The organism is Pseudomonas sp. P4_D7 (genome assembly GCF_056401755.1).
Genome location: NZ_JBFUIR010000071.1, coordinates 1 through 15,848, shown reverse-complemented (window position 1 = coordinate 15,848; position 15,848 = coordinate 1). Strand labels below are relative to the sequence as shown.

The following is a 15,848-nucleotide window of genomic DNA, read 5'->3' as shown; positions in this document are numbered from 1 at the left end:
GTCACACTCCGTTCTTCAAAGGCTACCGTCCACAGTTCTACTTCCGTACTACTGACGTGACTGGTAACTGCGAGCTGCCAGAAGGCGTTGAAATGGTAATGCCAGGTGACAACATTCAGATGACTGTTACCCTGATCAAAACCATCGCGATGGAAGACGGTCTGCGTTTCGCTATCCGTGAAGGCGGTCGTACCGTCGGCGCTGGCGTCGTAGCTAAAATCATCGAGTAAGTAGTTGTAATGTATTTTTCGGGCCGGCATAATGGTCGGCCTGATTTTGTTTTAGGTCAGTAGCTCAATTGGCAGAGCGACGGTCTCCAAAACCGTAGGTTGGGGGTTCGATTCCCTCCTGACCTGCCAGATTCACTTGGTGTGTCTGGCTTTCTTTTCACAGGATCTTCATAGATGACTCCTAAAGCTGAAGCTCAAGGCTCTCGCTTCGATCTGCTCAAGTGGCTTGTAGTTGTCGCTTTGGTGGTTGTTGGCGTTGTTGGCAATCAGTATTACTCTGCTTCGCCGATCCTGTACCGTGTACTCGCTTTGCTTGCCATTGCTGCTGTAGCTGCCTTTGTAGGTCTGCAGACTGCTAAGGGCAAGTCTTTCTTTGTACTCGTTAAGGAAGCTCGCACCGAGATTCGTAAAGTCGTGTGGCCAACTCGCCAAGAAACCACGCAGACCACCCTGATTGTGGTGGCTGTTGTTCTGGTTATGGCGTTGCTGTTGTGGGGGCTTGATTCCCTGCTCGGCTGGCTTGTTTCCTTGATTGTCGGCTAAGGGTGTCCCGTGGCTAAGCGTTGGTATGTTGTGCATGCTTACTCGGGTTACGAGAAGCATGTGATGCGCTCGCTGATCGAGCGCGTAAAGCTGGCTGGCATGGAAGATGGCTTCGGCGAGATTCTGGTTCCCACTGAAGAAGTGGTTGAAATGCGCAATGGCCAGAAGCGCAAAAGCGAACGTAAGTTCTTTCCAGGCTATGTGCTGGTTCAGATGGATATGAACGAGGGTACTTGGCACTTGGTCAAGGATACTCCTCGGGTGATGGGTTTCATCGGCGGTACCGCTGATAAGCCTGCGCCGATCACCGATAAAGAGGCGGAAGCAATTCTGCGTCGCGTCGCTGATGGTAGCGACAAGCCTAAGCCGAAGACTCTCTTCGAGCCAGGTGAAACGGTGCGAGTCAATGACGGTCCATTTGCTGATTTCAATGGCGTTGTTGAAGAAGTTAACTACGAAAAGAGCCGGATCCAAGTGGCAGTGCTCATTTTCGGTCGCTCTACCCCGGTAGAGTTGGAGTTCAGTCAGGTCGAAAAGGTCTAACTGGACAAGCATCCCAACCCCGCAGCCCTAGGCTGTGGGGTTTTGTCGTCACTGGGATAAACGCGCAAGTAACCGGGGAGCCTTCCGAGGCGTTCGAACCCGTAATTGGAGTGCCTCATGGCCAAGAAAATTACCGCTTACATCAAGCTGCAAGTGAAGGCCGCTCAGGCTAACCCAAGCCCACCTGTTGGTCCTGCTCTGGGTCAGCACGGCGTGAACATCATGGAATTCTGCAAGGCTTTCAACGCCCGTACTCAGGGTCTTGAAGCAGGTCTGCCGACTCCAGTGATCATCACTGTCTACAGCGACCGTAGTTTCACTTTCGAAACCAAATCCACCCCTGCTTCGGTTCTGCTGAAGAAGGCGGCCGGTCTGACCAGCGGTTCCGCTCGTCCGAACACCGTTAAGGTTGGCACTGTTACCCGTGCTCAGCTGGAAGAAATCGCGAAAACCAAAAACGCGGATCTGACTGCAGCTGATATGGATGCAGCCGTGCGTACTATCGCCGGTTCTGCTCGTAGCATGGGCCTTAACGTGGAGGGTGTGTAATGGCTAAGCTGACCAAGCGTCAAAAGGCTATCGCCGGCAAAATCGAAGCAGGCAAGGCCTACAACATTGTAGACGCCGCTGCTCTGCTGGCTGAGCTGTCGACTGTCAAGTTCAGCGAGTCGTTCGACGTTGCTGTAAACCTGGGTGTAGACCCGCGTAAATCCGACCAGGTTGTTCGTAGCGCTACTGTGCTGCCACACGGCACTGGCAAGACCGTTCGCGTTGCTGTGTTCACCCAGGGTCCAGCTGCTGAGGCCGCTCTGGCTGCCGGCGCTGACCGTGTAGGTATGGACGACCTGGCTGCCGAAATGAAAGGCGGCGACCTGAACTATGACGTAGTGATCGCATCCCCGGATGCAATGCGCGTTGTAGGTCAACTGGGTCAGATCCTCGGTCCACGTGGTCTGATGCCTAACCCTAAGGTTGGTACCGTAACTCCAGACGTAGCTACCGCGGTTAAAAACGCTAAAGCTGGTCAGGTTCGTTATCGCACCGACAAAAACGGCATCATTCACACCTCCGTTGGCAAGATGGGCTTCGACGCCGTCAAGCTGAAGGAAAACGTTGAAGCCCTGATCGCTGATCTGAAGCGTATCAAGCCAGCTTCTTCGAAAGGTATCTATGTCAAGCGCGTTACCCTGAGCACCACTATGGGCCCAGGTCTGGTTATCGATCAGAGCTCGCTGGACGCGTAAGACAAAGGTTGGCGCGATTGTTCGCGCCAATCGAAAGATTGGGGTCCCTGCCTGGCGGGGGCTATCCAAGACCGTAGGCGACGCAAGTCTTAAACCATAAGCCTACGCAGATGGTGCTCCCGGTTCCTTACCGAATCAGACACCAAAACGACATTCGGTTTCGATCGAATGAAACGGTAACAAGCAGGAGTTAAACCCGTGGCAATTAATCTCGAAGACAAGAAGGCCATCGTCGCTGAAGTCAACGAGGCTGCCAAAGTCGCTCTGTCCGCTGTCGTGGTTGATGCACGTGGCGTAACAGTAGGCGCAATGACCGGACTCCGTAAAGAGGCTCGTGAAGCTGGCGTTTACGTACGTGTTGTACGTAACACCCTGCTCAAGCGCGCTGTTGCTGACACTCAATACAGTGTCCTCAACGACGTGTTCACCGGCCCGACCCTGATTGCATTCTCGAACGAACATCCGGGCGCTGCTGCCCGTATCTTCAAAGAGTTTGCCAAGGGTCAGGACAAGTTCGAGATCAAGGCAGCTGCGTTCGAGGGCAAGTTCCTCGCAGCTAACCAAATCGACGTACTGGCAACTCTGCCGACCCGTGACGAAGCAATTTCTCAGCTGATGAGCGTGATTCAAGGCGCTACCAGCAAATTGGCTCGTACTCTGGCGGCAATTCGCGACCAGAAAGAAGCTGCTGCAGCCTAAGGCTCGTCAACTTCTCGCGTTTTTTGTTTTTTTCGATGGTCGCGTAGGCCGTCCCCCAATTCAGGAATTAGATTCATGTCTATCTCTCAAAACGATATCCTTGAAGCCGTTGGCAACATGTCCGTAATGGAAGTTGTTGAACTGATCAAAGCTTTCGAAGAAAAATTCGGCGTTACCGCTGCTGCTGCTTCGGCTGGTCCAGCTGCTGCTGCCGCTGTTGTTGAAGAGCAAACCGAGTTCAACGTTGTTCTGCTGGAAGCTGGCGAGAAGAAGGTTAACGTGATCAAGGCAGTTCGTGAACTGACTGGTCTGGGCCTGAAAGAAGCCAAAGAGAAAGTAGACGGCGCTCCTCAGGTTGTAGCTGAAGGCGTTTCGAAAGAAGCTGCTGAAGACGCCAAGAAGAAGCTGGAAGAAGCAGGCGCTAAAGTCGAGCTGAAATAAGTATCGACTTTGCTCCTCCAGCCCGAGCGTCAAGCGACAGGCTGATGGCTGGTGGCTCTTGCCACCGGCCTTTTTCCGTTATTGGCAGCCGACTGGGTCGGTGCTGATAAAGGCGCTGTAACCACCCGATGCGGTGGCGCAAACCATGGGGTTTGCACGATTTTCTGGCTGCTCCCGTCGGGAGGGGCCAAACAAGCAGGTGACCAAGCTGGGGAACGCTGATGGCTTACTCATATACTGAGAAAAAACGTATCCGCAAGGACTTTAGCAAGTTGCCGGACGTCATGGATGTGCCTTACCTCCTGGCCATCCAGCTGGATTCGTATCGTGAATTCTTGCAAGCGGGAGCGACTAAAGATCAGTTCCGCGACGTGGGCCTGCATGCGGCCTTCAAATCCGTTTTCCCGATCATCAGCTACTCCGGCAATGCTGCGCTGGAGTACGTCGGTTATCGCCTGGGCGAACCGGCATTTGATGTCAAAGAATGCGTATTGCGCGGTGTAACTTTCGCCGTACCTTTGCGGGTAAAAGTGCGCCTGATCATTTTCGACAAAGAATCGTCGAACAAAGCGATCAAGGACATCAAAGAGCAAGAAGTCTACATGGGTGAAATCCCCCTGATGACTGAGAACGGTACCTTCGTAATCAATGGTACCGAGCGTGTAATCGTTTCCCAGCTGCACCGTTCCCCGGGCGTGTTCTTTGACCACGACCGCGGCAAGACGCATAGCTCCGGCAAACTGCTGTACTCCGCGCGCATCATTCCTTACCGCGGTTCGTGGCTGGACTTCGAGTTCGACCCGAAAGACTGCGTATTCGTGCGTATCGACCGTCGTCGCAAGCTGCCTGCATCGGTACTGCTGCGTGCGCTCGGCTATACCACTGAAGAAGTGCTGGATGCTTTCTACACCACCAACGTTTTCCACCTGAGCGGCGAAACCCTCAGCCTGGAGCTGATTGCTTCGCGTCTGCGTGGTGAAATTGCGGTTCTGGACATTCAGGACGAGAAGGGCAAGGTCATTGTTGAAGCGGGCCGCCGTATTACCGCGCGCCACATCAACCAGATCGAAAAAGCCGGCATCAAGACTCTGGAAGTACCTCTGGACTACGTCCTGGGCCGTACTACCGCCAAGGTCATCGTGCACCCGGCTACCGGCGAAATCCTGGCAGAGTGCAACACCGAGCTGAACACTGAAGTCCTGGCAAAAATTGCCAAGGCTGGTGTTGTTCGCATCGAAACGCTGTACACCAACGATATCGACTGCGGTCCGTTCGTCTCCGACACGCTGAAGATCGACTCCACCAGCAACCAATTGGAAGCGCTGGTCGAGATCTATCGCATGATGCGTCCAGGCGAGCCGCCAACCAAAGACGCTGCCGAAACCCTGTTCAACAACCTGTTCTTCAGCCCTGAGCGTTATGACCTGTCTGCGGTCGGCCGGATGAAGTTCAACCGTCGTATCGGTCGTACCGAGATCGAAGGTTCGGGCGTGCTGTGCAAGGAAGACATCGTCGCGGTATTGAAGACTCTGGTCGACATCCGTAACGGTAAAGGCATCGTCGATGACATCGACCACCTGGGTAACCGTCGTGTTCGCTGCGTAGGCGAAATGGCCGAGAACCAGTTCCGCGTTGGCCTGGTACGTGTTGAGCGTGCGGTCAAAGAGCGTCTGTCGATGGCTGAAAGCGAAGGCCTGATGCCGCAGGACCTGATCAACGCCAAGCCAGTGGCTGCAGCGGTGAAAGAGTTCTTCGGCTCCAGCCAGCTCTCGCAGTTCATGGACCAGAACAACCCGCTGTCCGAGATCACCCACAAGCGTCGTGTCTCTGCACTCGGCCCTGGCGGTCTGACTCGTGAGCGCGCAGGCTTTGAAGTCCGTGACGTACACCCGACTCACTACGGTCGTGTATGCCCGATTGAAACGCCGGAAGGTCCGAACATCGGTCTGATCAACTCCTTGGCTGCTTACGCTCGCACCAACCAGTACGGCTTCCTGGAAAGCCCGTACCGCGTGGTGAAAGAGGGTGTGGTCACCGACGAGATCGTGTTCCTGTCCGCTATTGAAGAAGCCGATCACGTGATCGCGCAGGCTTCGGCGACCATGAATGACCAGAAAGTCCTGATCGACGAACTGGTAGCCGTACGTCACCTGAACGAATTCACCGTTAAGGCGCCTGAAGAAGTCACCTTGATGGACGTTTCGCCGAAGCAAGTAGTTTCGGTTGCAGCGTCGCTGATCCCGTTCCTCGAGCACGACGACGCCAACCGTGCGTTGATGGGTTCGAACATGCAGCGTCAAGCTGTACCAACCCTGCGCGCTGACAAGCCGCTGGTAGGTACCGGCATGGAGCGTAACGTAGCCCGTGACTCCGGCGTTTGCGTCGTGGCTCGTCGTGGCGGCGTAATCGATTCCGTCGATGCCAGCCGTATCGTGGTTCGTGTTGCTGATGATGAAGTTGAAACCGGCGAAGCTGGTGTCGACATCTACAACCTGACCAAATACACCCGCTCGAACCAGAACACCTGCATCAACCAGCGTCCGCTGGTGAGCAAGGGTGATCGCGTTCAGCGTAGCGACATCATGGCCGACGGCCCGTCCACCGACATGGGTGAACTGGCACTGGGTCAGAACATGCGCATCGCGTTCATGGCATGGAACGGCTTCAACTTCGAAGACTCCATCTGCCTGTCCGAGCGTGTTGTTCAGGAAGACCGTTTCACCACGATCCACATTCAGGAACTGACCTGTGTGGCCCGTGACACCAAGCTTGGCCCAGAGGAAATCACTGCGGACATCCCGAACGTGGGTGAAGCTGCACTGAACAAGCTGGACGAAGCCGGTATCGTTTACGTAGGTGCTGAAGTAGGCGCAGGCGACATCCTGGTGGGCAAGGTCACTCCGAAAGGCGAGACCCAGCTGACTCCGGAAGAAAAACTGCTGCGTGCGATCTTCGGTGAAAAAGCCAGCGACGTTAAAGACACCTCCCTGCGCGTGCCAACCGGTACCAAAGGTACTGTCATCGACGTACAGGTCTTCACCCGTGACGGCGTTGAGCGTGATGCTCGTGCACTGTCGATCGAGAAGTCCCAGCTGGACGAGATCCGCAAGGATCTGAACGAAGAGTTCCGTATCGTTGAAGGCGCGACCTTCGAACGTCTGCGCTCCGCTCTGGTGGGCCACAAGGCTGAAGGCGGCGCCGGTCTGAAGAAGGGTCAGGACATCACCGACGAAGTACTCGACGGTCTTGAGCATGGTCAGTGGTTCAAACTGCGCATGGCTGAAGATGCTCTGAACGAGCAGCTCGAGAAGGCTCAGGCCTACATCGTTGATCGCCGCCGTCTGCTCGACGACAAGTTCGAAGACAAGAAGCGCAAACTGCAGCAGGGCGATGACCTGGCTCCAGGCGTGCTGAAAATCGTCAAGGTTTACCTGGCAATCCGTCGTCGCATCCAGCCGGGCGACAAGATGGCCGGTCGTCACGGTAACAAAGGTGTGGTCTCCGTGATCATGCCGGTTGAAGATATGCCGCACGATGCCAATGGCACCCCGGTCGACGTCGTCCTCAACCCGCTGGGCGTACCTTCGCGTATGAACGTTGGTCAGATCCTTGAAACCCACCTGGGCCTCGCGGCCAAAGGTCTGGGCGAGAAGATCAACCGGATGGTCGAAGAGCAGCGTAAAGTCGCTGAACTGCGCACCTTCCTGGACGAGATCTACAACCAGATCGGCGGTCGTAACGAAGATCTGGACAGCTTCTCTGATCAGGAAATCCTGGATCTGGCGAAGAACCTGCGTGGCGGTGTTCCAATGGCCACTCCAGTGTTCGACGGCGCCAAGGAAAGCGAAATCAAGGCCATGCTGAAACTGGCAGACCTGCCGGAAAGCGGCCAGATGCAGCTGACTGATGGCCGTACCGGCAACAAGTTCGAGCGTCCAGTTACCGTTGGCTACATGTACATGCTGAAGCTGAACCACTTGGTAGACGACAAGATGCACGCGCGTTCTACCGGTTCGTACAGCCTGGTTACTCAGCAGCCGCTGGGTGGTAAGGCGCAGTTCGGTGGTCAGCGTTTCGGGGAGATGGAGGTCTGGGCACTGGAAGCATACGGTGCTGCTTACACTCTGCAAGAAATGCTCACAGTGAAGTCGGACGATGTGAACGGCCGTACCAAGATGTACAAAAACATCGTGGATGGCGATCACCGTATGGAGCCGGGCATGCCCGAGTCCTTCAACGTGTTGATCAAGGAAATTCGTTCCCTCGGCATCGATATCGATCTGGAAACCGAATAACACGTGACGCGAATCGAGAGCGGGGCAGGATTGCCCGCTCTCTGCTCCGCCAGGAGGAAAGGCCTTGAAAGACCTACTGAATTTGCTGAAAAACCAGGGTCAAGTCGAAGAGTTCGACGCCATCCGTATCGGATTGGCCTCGCCTGAGATGATCCGCTCATGGTCGTTCGGTGAAGTTAAAAAGCCGGAAACCATCAACTACCGTACGTTCAAACCTGAGCGTGACGGCCTGTTCTGCGCCAAGATCTTTGGCCCGGTAAAGGATTACGAGTGCCTGTGCGGTAAGTACAAGCGCTTGAAGCACCGTGGTGTGATCTGCGAGAAGTGCGGCGTTGAAGTTGCACTGGCCAAGGTTCGTCGTGAGCGCATGGCGCACATCGAACTGGCTTCGCCGGTTGCCCACATCTGGTTCCTGAAATCGCTGCCGTCCCGTATCGGCTTGCTGATGGACATGACCCTGCGTGATATCGAACGCGTTCTCTACTTCGAGAGCTATGTCGTTATCGATCCAGGCATGACCACTCTTGAAAAAGGTCAGCTGCTGAACGACGAGCAGTACTTCGAAGCGCTGGAAGAGTTCGGCGATGACTTCGACGCCCGCATGGGTGCTGAAGCTGTCCGTGAACTGTTGCACGCTATCGACCTGGAACACGAGATTGGCCGTCTGCGTGAAGAAATTCCGCAAACCAACTCCGAAACCAAGATCAAGAAGCTGTCCAAGCGTCTGAAGTTGATGGAAGCCTTCCAGGGTTCCGGCAACCTGCCAGAGTGGATGGTGCTGACCGTTCTGCCGGTTCTGCCGCCAGATCTGCGTCCACTGGTCCCGCTGGATGGCGGTCGCTTCGCGACTTCCGACCTCAACGATCTGTATCGTCGAGTGATCAACCGTAACAACCGTTTGAAGCGCCTGCTGGATCTGTCCGCTCCGGACATCATCGTGCGCAACGAAAAGCGTATGTTGCAGGAAGCTGTCGATGCTCTGCTCGACAACGGTCGTCGTGGCCGCGCTATCACCGGTTCGAACAAGCGTCCTCTGAAATCCCTGGCTGACATGATCAAGGGTAAGCAAGGTCGTTTCCGTCAGAACTTGCTCGGTAAGCGTGTTGACTACTCCGGTCGTTCGGTAATTACCGTAGGCCCGACCCTGCGTCTGCACCAGTGCGGTCTGCCGAAGAAGATGGCTCTCGAGCTGTTCAAACCGTTCATTTTCGGCAAGCTGGAAATGCGTGGTCTCGCGACCACCATCAAAGCAGCCAAGAAAATGGTCGAGCGCGAGCTGCCAGAGGTTTGGGACGTTCTCGCTGAAGTGATTCGTGAACACCCGGTTCTTCTCAACCGTGCACCGACCCTTCACCGTCTGGGTATCCAGGCGTTTGAACCGGTACTGATCGAAGGTAAGGCTATCCAGCTGCACCCGCTGGTCTGCGCCGCGTACAACGCCGACTTCGACGGCGACCAAATGGCCGTGCACGTACCGCTGACGCTGGAAGCCCAGCTCGAAGCGCGTGCGTTGATGATGTCGACCAACAACATTCTGTCGCCAGCCAACGGTGAGCCAATCATCGTTCCGTCGCAGGACGTTGTATTGGGTCTGTACTACATGACTCGTGAAGCGATCAACGCCAAAGGCGAAGGTCGTGTATTTGCGGATCTGCAGGAAGTTGACCGTGTGTTCCGTGCCGGTGAAGCCGCACTGCACGCCAAGGTTAAGGTTCGTATCAACGAAACCGTCAACGACCGTGACGGCAACAGCGTAAGCGGCACCCGTATCGTCGACACTACTGTCGGCCGTGCGCTGCTGTTCCAGGTTGTGCCAAAAGGTCTGTCGTACGACGTCGTCAACCTGCCGATGAAGAAAAAGGCGATCTCCAAGCTGATCAACCAGTGCTACCGCGTGGTTGGTCTGAAAGAGACCGTGATCTTCGCTGACCAGTTGATGTACACCGGTTTCGCTTACTCGACCATCTCCGGCGTTTCCATCGGTGTTAACGACTTCGTTATCCCTGACGAGAAAGCCCGCATCATCGGTGCTGCCACCGACGAAGTGAAAGAGATCGAGAGCCAGTACGCCTCCGGCCTGGTAACCCAGGGCGAGAAGTACAACAAAGTGATCGACCTTTGGTCGAAGGCGAACGACGAAGTTTCCAAGGCAATGATGGCCAACCTCTCGAAAGAGAAGGTTATCGACCGTCACGGCGTTGAAGTCGATCAAGAGTCTTTCAACTCGATGTACATGATGGCCGACTCGGGTGCGCGGGGTTCCGCAGCACAGATTCGTCAGCTGGCCGGTATGCGTGGTCTGATGGCCAAGCCGGACGGTTCCATCATCGAAACGCCGATTACTGCGAACTTCCGTGAAGGTTTGAGCGTACTTCAGTACTTCATCTCCACTCACGGTGCTCGTAAAGGTCTGGCGGATACCGCGTTGAAAACTGCGAACTCCGGTTACCTGACTCGTCGTCTGGTAGACGTGGCGCAGGATCTGGTTGTAACCGAGATCGATTGCGGCACCGAGCACGGTCTGCTGATGACTCCGCACATTGAAGGCGGTGACGTTGTAGAGCCGTTGGGTGAGCGCGTATTGGGTCGTGTTATTGCCCGTGACGTATTCAAGCCAGGTACCGAGGACGTTATCGTTCCTGCCGGCACTCTGGTAGACGAGAAGTGGGTTGAGTTCATCGAGCTGAACAGCATCGACGAAGTGATCGTGCGTTCGCCGATCAGCTGCGAAACCCGCTATGGCATTTGCGCCAAGTGCTACGGCCGTGATCTGGCTCGTGGTCACCAGGTGAACATCGGTGAAGCGGTCGGCGTTATCGCTGCCCAGTCCATCGGTGAGCCGGGTACCCAGCTGACGATGCGTACGTTCCACATCGGTGGTGCGGCTAGCCGTACTTCCGCAGCTGACAGCGTTCAGGTGAAGAATGGCGGTACCGTCCGTCTGCACAACCTGAAGCATGTTGAGCGAGTGGATGGTCACCTGGTTGCTGTGTCCCGTTCCGGTGAGCTGGCGATCGCTGATGACTTCGGTCGTGAGCGTGAGCGTTACAAGCTGCCGTACGGTGCTGTGATTTCGGTTAAAGAAGGTGACAAGGTCGACGCTGGCGCAATCGTGGCCAAGTGGGATCCGCACACTCACCCGATCGTTACCGAAATGAAAGGTACCGTGACCTACGTGGGCATGGAAGAAGGCATCACGATCAAGCGTCAAACTGACGAATTGACCGGTATGACCAACATTGAAGTACTCGACGCGAAAGATCGTCCAGCTGCGGGCAAAGAAATCCGTCCAGCAGTGAAGATGGTCGACGACAACGGCAAGGATCTGTTGCTGCCAGGCACTGACGTTATCGCTCAGTACTTCCTGCCAGCCAACGCCCTGGTCGGTGTGGCTGACGGTGCGAAGATTGCGATCGGTGATGTTATCGCTCGTATCCCGCAAGAAACTTCGAAGACCCGTGACATCACCGGTGGTCTGCCGCGTGTTGCCGACTTGTTCGAAGCTCGTCGTCCGAAAGAAGCGTCGATTCTGGCTGAGGTCAGCGGCACCATCGCGTTCGGTAAAGAGACCAAAGGCAAGCGCCGTCTGGTTATTACCCCGAACGACGGCAGCGATCCGTACGAGGAGCTGATTCCGAAGTGGCGTCACCTGAACGTGTTCGAAGGCGAACAGGTAAACCGCGGCGAAGTTATCTCCGACGGCCCAAGCGATCCGCACGACATCCTGCGTCTGCTGGGTGTGAGCGCGCTGGCCAAGTACATCGTTAACGAGATCCAGGACGTTTACCGTCTGCAAGGCGTGAAGATCAACGATAAGCACATCGAGACCATCCTGCGTCAGATGCTGCGTAAAGTTGAAATCGCTGAATCCGGCGATTCGAGTTTCATCAAGGGCGACCAGATGGAACTGACTCACGTACTGGTAGAAAACGAGCGTTTGGGCGGCGAAGACAAGTTCGTCTCCAAGTACACTCGCGTTCTGTTGGGTATCACCAAGGCGTCGTTGTCCACCGAATCGTTCATCTCGGCAGCTTCCTTCCAGGAAACTACCCGTGTACTGACCGAAGCGGCAGTCACCGGCAAGCGCGATTACCTGCGCGGCCTGAAAGAAAACGTAGTCGTGGGTCGTCTGATCCCGGCCGGTACCGGTCTGGCATATCACAGCGAGCGCAAGCGTCGCCGTGATGCTGACAAGCCGTTGCGCGTAAGCGCCAGTGAAGTGGAAGCTGCACTGACCGAAGCGCTGAACTCGAGCGGTAACTGAGTTCTGCGGTAAATGAGCGTAAGGCCCTGATCGCTCCGTTCATCGAATCGAGACATTTTGTCGAGGTTCGAAGGGCGGGGAGGTCGGGGCCTTGCCTTGACTGGGGGCAAGATCCTCTTTAGACTCTTGATCCCCTAAATTTGGCGGGAATTCGTTCCTGCCATTTTGCTTTTCTTGCAAGACAATAGCGTCGCAAGACAACAGTGGAGCTAGTAGATGGCAACTATCAACCAGCTGGTACGTCAGCCGCGTAAGCGTATCGTCGAGAAATCCGACGTACCTGCGCTGCAGAACTGCCCGCAACGTCGTGGCGTGTGCACCCGTGTGTACACCACTACGCCGAAAAAACCTAACTCGGCACTGCGTAAAGTATGCCGTGTGCGCCTGACCAACGGTTTCGAGGTTTCCTCGTACATCGGTGGTGAAGGTCACAACCTGCAAGAGCACAGCGTGGTACTGATCCGCGGCGGTCGTGTAAAAGACTTGCCAGGTGTTCGTTACCACACCGTTCGCGGCTCCTTGGATACTTCCGGCGTTAAAGGCCGTAACCAGGGTCGTTCGAAGTACGGTACCAAGCGTCCGAAGTAATCGGCCGTTTTGCAGATTTTCATTTTATTGAGTCGATAAGAGTAAGGTCGGGCACGCATCCATTGGATCTGTCCCGAGCTAACCTGAAGACCGCTTGAGGGCTTATCATGCCAAGACGTCGCGTAGCAGCAAAGCGTGAGATTCTGGACGATCCGAAATACGGAAGCCAGATCCTCGCCAAATTCATGAACCACGTTATGGAAAGCGGCAAGAAAGCCGTTGCCGAACGTATCGTTTATGGTGCCCTGGAAACCGTTGCGACCCGTAAGGCTGGCACCGATCCCCTGGAACTCTTCGAAAAAGCACTCGACGCCATCGCTCCGCTGGTCGAAGTGAAGTCGCGCCGCGTTGGTGGTGCTACTTACCAGGTTCCGGTCGAGGTTCGTCCTTCCCGTCGTAACGCTCTGGCAATGCGCTGGTTGGTAGACTTCGCCCGTAAGCGTGGCGAGAAGTCTATGGCTCTGCGTTTGGCTGGCGAACTGCTGGATGCTGCTGAAGGTAAAGGTGCTGCTGTTAAGAAGCGTGAAGACGTGCACCGTATGGCTGAAGCCAACAAAGCTTTCTCGCACTACCGCTTCTAATTTTAGCTTCACTAATTTTGCGAGGGCTTTATGGCTCGTACTACTCCGATTAGCCGCTACCGTAACATCGGTATCGTCGCTCACGTGGATGCTGGTAAAACCACCACCACCGAGCGCGTCCTTTTTTACACCGGCAAAAGTCACAAAATGGGCGAGGTGCATGATGGCGCCGCGACCACAGACTGGATGGTGCAGGAGCAGGAGCGTGGTATTACCATTACTTCTGCTGCCATCACCGCTTTCTGGAAAGGTTCCGAGAAGCAGTACAAGGACGAGCACCGCTTCAACGTGATCGATACCCCGGGCCACGTTGACTTCACTATTGAAGTTGAACGTTCCCTGCGCGTACTCGACGGTGCTGTCGTTGTGTTCTGCGGTACTTCGGGTGTTGAGCCTCAGTCGGAAACCGTATGGCGTCAAGCCAACAAATACGGCGTTCCACGTCTTGTTTACGTAAACAAGATGGACCGTGCTGGTGCCAACTTCCTGCGCGTGATCGGTCAGATCAAGCAGCGTCTGGGTCACACTCCGGTGCCGATCCAGTTGGCCATCGGTTCCGAAGACAACTTCCAGGGTCAGATCGATCTGATCAACATGCAAGCTGTCTACTGGAATGACTCTGACAAAGGTATGGTTCCTGTTCGCAAGGACATTCCTGCTGAGCTCCAAGAGCTGGCTGAAGAGTGGCGCAACAACATGGTTGAAGCTGCTGCTGAAGCCAACGAAGAGCTGATGAACAAGTACCTGGAAGGCGAAGAGCTGTCGATCGAAGAGATCAAAGCTGCTTTGCGTCAGCGTACTATCGCCGGCGAAATCGTTTTGGCCGTTTGCGGTTCTTCCTTCAAGAACAAGGGTGTTCCCCTGGTTCTCGACGCCGTTATCGACTTCCTGCCTGCACCGACCGACATTCCTGCGATCAAGGGTACTGACCCTGATAACGAGGAAATCGAGCTGGAGCGTCATGCAGACGATGCGGAGCCGTTCTCGGCTCTGGCGTTCAAGATCGCTACCGACCCATTCGTGGGTACCTTGACCTTCGTCCGTGTTTACTCGGGCGTGTTGAACTCCGGCGACGGCGTGATCAACTCGGTTAAAGGTAAAAAAGAGCGCGTGGGTCGTATGGTGCAAATGCACGCAAACGCCCGTGAGGAGATCAAGGAAGTACGCGCTGGTGACATCGCGGCCCTGATCGGCATGAAGGACGTCACCACTGGTGAGACCCTCTGCAACGCTGACAAGCCAATCATCCTGGTTCGCATGGACTTCCCGGAGCCGGTTATTTCGGTTGCCGTAGAGCCTAAGACCAAGGATGACCAGGAAAAAATGGGCATCGCTCTGGGCAAGCTTGCTCAGGAAGACCCGTCTTTCCGCGTTAAAACTGATGAAGAGACTGGTCAAACGATCATCTCCGGCATGGGCGAGTTGCACCTGGACATCCTGGTTGACCGGATGCGCCGTGAGTTCAACGTCGAAGCCAACATCGGCAAGCCTCAGGTTTCGTATCGTGAGCGCATCACGAAGAACTGTGAAATCGAAGGCAAGTTCGTTCGCCAGTCCGGCGGTCGTGGTCAGTTCGGCCACTGCTGGATCCGTTTTGCTCCTGCTGACGAAGGTCAGGAAGGTCTGCAATTCGTGAACGAAGTTGTAGGTGGTGTGGTTCCTAAGGAATACATCCCGGCTATCCAGAAGGGTATCGAAGAGCAGATGAAGAACGGCGTTGTTGCCGGCTATCCGCTGATCGGCCTGAAGGCTACCGTGTTCGATGGTTCTTACCACGACGTCGACTCCAACGAGATGGCGTTTAAAGTGGCTGCCTCCATGGCGACCAAGCAACTGGCCCAGAAGGGCGGTGGTGAGTTGCTTGAGCCGATCATGGCTGTAGAGGTTGTTACGCCTGAAGACTATATGGGTGATGTAATGGGCGACCTTAACCGTCGTCGCGGCATGATCCAGGGTATGGAAGACACAGTGTCCGGCAAGGTTATCCGCGCCGAAGTTCCACTGGGTGAGATGTTCGGTTATGCGACCGACGTTCGTTCCATGTCCCAGGGTCGCGCAAGCTACTCTATGGAATTCAAAAAATACGATACGGCTCCGTCGCACATCGTCGAATCCGTAACCAAAAAACAAGGCTGATTCAGCCCCTTTAGGCTAGGAGTTAATTGTCGTGGCTAAAGAAAAATTTGATCGTTCCCTACCGCACGTCAACGTTGGCACCATCGGTCACGTTGACCACGGTAAAACCACTCTGACTGCTGCTCTGACTCGCGTTTGCTCCGAAGTTTTCGGTTCCGCAATCGTTGACTTCGACAAGATCGACAGCGCACCAGAAGAAAAAGCTCGCGGTATCACCATCAACACCGCACACGTTGAGTACAACTCGAAGATCCGTCACTACGCTCACGTTGACTGCCCAGGTC

13 protein-coding genes and 1 tRNA gene are annotated in these 15,848 nt (G+C 55.2%); all 14 read left to right on the top strand.

Going from position 1 to position 15,848, the window contains the following annotated elements; translation table 11 throughout:
- On the top strand, positions 1–230 hold a 230-nt coding region (locus AC1DVF_RS27045), incomplete at its 5' end, for an EF-Tu C-terminal domain-related protein (RefSeq protein ID WP_477783437.1).
- Between the two features lie 53 nt (positions 231–283).
- A tRNA-Trp gene (locus tag AC1DVF_RS27040) sits at positions 284–359 on the top strand.
- Positions 360–404: 45 nt separating this feature from the next.
- Positions 405–773 carry a preprotein translocase subunit SecE gene (secE, locus tag AC1DVF_RS27035; RefSeq protein ID WP_009045851.1) on the top strand — a complete coding sequence of 123 codons (369 nt, stop codon included), beginning with the start codon at positions 405–407 and terminating at the stop codon, positions 771–773.
- Between the two features lie 9 nt (positions 774–782).
- Entirely contained in the window at positions 783–1,316 is a 534-nt protein-coding gene (gene nusG, locus AC1DVF_RS27030) for a transcription termination/antitermination protein NusG (protein ID WP_007957598.1), read from the top strand.
- A 117-nt stretch (positions 1,317–1,433) separates the two neighbouring features.
- Positions 1,434–1,865, top strand: a complete 432-nt coding sequence (gene rplK / locus AC1DVF_RS27025) for a 50S ribosomal protein L11 (protein ID WP_003228756.1) — start codon at positions 1,434–1,436, stop codon at positions 1,863–1,865.
- Positions 1,865–2,560, top strand: coding sequence for a 50S ribosomal protein L1 (gene rplA, locus AC1DVF_RS27020; protein WP_007916481.1), 696 nt, complete (start codon positions 1,865–1,867; stop codon positions 2,558–2,560). Before rplK ends, rplA begins: the two co-directional genes overlap by 1 nt.
- A 198-nt stretch (positions 2,561–2,758) precedes the next feature.
- The gene (gene rplJ / locus AC1DVF_RS27015) at positions 2,759–3,259 is read left to right on the top strand and encodes a 50S ribosomal protein L10 (RefSeq protein WP_008081912.1); all 501 of its coding nucleotides are present in this window, start codon (positions 2,759–2,761) and stop codon (positions 3,257–3,259) included.
- 75 nt (positions 3,260–3,334) lie between these two features.
- On the top strand, positions 3,335–3,700 hold the full coding sequence (gene rplL, locus AC1DVF_RS27010) for a 50S ribosomal protein L7/L12 (RefSeq protein ID WP_460089076.1): 366 nt from the start codon (positions 3,335–3,337) through the stop codon (positions 3,698–3,700).
- A gap of 221 nt (positions 3,701–3,921) precedes the next feature.
- A complete protein-coding gene (rpoB, locus tag AC1DVF_RS27005; protein ID WP_093442653.1) occupies positions 3,922–7,995 on the top strand; it encodes a DNA-directed RNA polymerase subunit beta in 4,074 nt (1,357 codons plus the stop codon).
- 64 nt (positions 7,996–8,059) lie between these two features.
- Positions 8,060–12,259, top strand: coding sequence for a DNA-directed RNA polymerase subunit beta' (rpoC, locus tag AC1DVF_RS27000; protein ID WP_034156498.1), 4,200 nt, complete (start codon positions 8,060–8,062; stop codon positions 12,257–12,259).
- Positions 12,260–12,475: 216 nt separating this feature from the next.
- Positions 12,476–12,847: a 30S ribosomal protein S12 gene (gene rpsL, locus AC1DVF_RS26995; protein WP_003186084.1), complete on the top strand. Its 372-nt coding sequence runs from the start codon at positions 12,476–12,478 to the stop codon at positions 12,845–12,847.
- A 107-nt stretch (positions 12,848–12,954) separates the two neighbouring features.
- The gene (gene rpsG, locus AC1DVF_RS26990; RefSeq protein ID WP_007916467.1) at positions 12,955–13,428 is read left to right on the top strand and encodes a 30S ribosomal protein S7; all 474 of its coding nucleotides are present in this window, start codon (positions 12,955–12,957) and stop codon (positions 13,426–13,428) included.
- Between the two features lie 30 nt (positions 13,429–13,458).
- On the top strand, positions 13,459–15,564 hold the full coding sequence (gene fusA, locus AC1DVF_RS26985; RefSeq protein ID WP_016984188.1) for an elongation factor G: 2,106 nt from the start codon (positions 13,459–13,461) through the stop codon (positions 15,562–15,564).
- Between the two features lie 31 nt (positions 15,565–15,595).
- The coding region (locus AC1DVF_RS26980; RefSeq protein WP_256594816.1) for a GTP-binding protein at positions 15,596–15,848 on the top strand (253 nt) is incomplete at its 3' end.